The following is a 665-nucleotide window of genomic DNA, read 5'->3' as shown; positions in this document are numbered from 1 at the left end:
TTATTTATGAGTCTCCTGAATCCATCTTTCATGTTTAATAGTTTTGCAAGATTAGCCCTTAATAATTGTATCAGGTTATTTATATTTGTCTGATAATTATATTTTTCAGTATGTGTGATAAGTTTATCTGATTCTTTTTTTATCATTGCAGCTAAATTATGAACTATAACCTGTGAATGTAATTCCTGCAGTATGAGTTCTGCTTTTTTACTCGTTACTTTTTCCATCTCAATCTTATTTTTTAGGATATCATATCCGGTTTCTGCTGACCATCTGTTTCCATAAAGCTGTAGCACTTCTTTTGTTGGCCATTCATTTTCATCAAGATTCGTGAAAATAATGATTTCTTCATCTTTTTCACTAACCTTTAATTGCCTTAATTCAGATTTCATAACTTTGATGACTCTTAACCTGAAGTTCCTATGCTCTCTGGCATAATCCTTGACTTCCTCAACTTTAAAGCGATCAATCCATCTGTCATCCAAATCTATTTCAATCCAACCATCTCTTTCAATATTTTCTAGCTGTTTCTTATAAAAGTTTGGCTTTCCTCTGTAACAGAATTTATCGCCTTTCATATTATAATAAACAAAGATATCAGTTGATGGATAATTGCGGTCACCCATGTATATAACTTTCTGCTTTTCTAGAATATCATGAATATT

General features: G+C 31.0%; 1 protein-coding gene. It reads right to left on the bottom strand.

Going from position 1 to position 665, the window contains the following annotated elements; translation table 11 throughout:
* On the bottom strand, nt 1-626 hold a 626-nt coding region (locus tag B5E87_RS14855; RefSeq protein WP_241147200.1), incomplete at its 3' end, for a transposase.
* Nucleotides 627-665: the final 39 nt, after the last annotated feature.

The organism is Massilimicrobiota sp. An142, assembly GCF_002160725.1.
Lineage (GTDB): Bacteria > Bacillota_I > Bacilli_A > Erysipelotrichales > Coprobacillaceae > Allocoprobacillus > Allocoprobacillus merdigallinarum.
The sequence above is the reverse complement of the archived record's forward strand: the minus strand, read 5'-3'. Positions and strand labels throughout refer to the sequence as shown.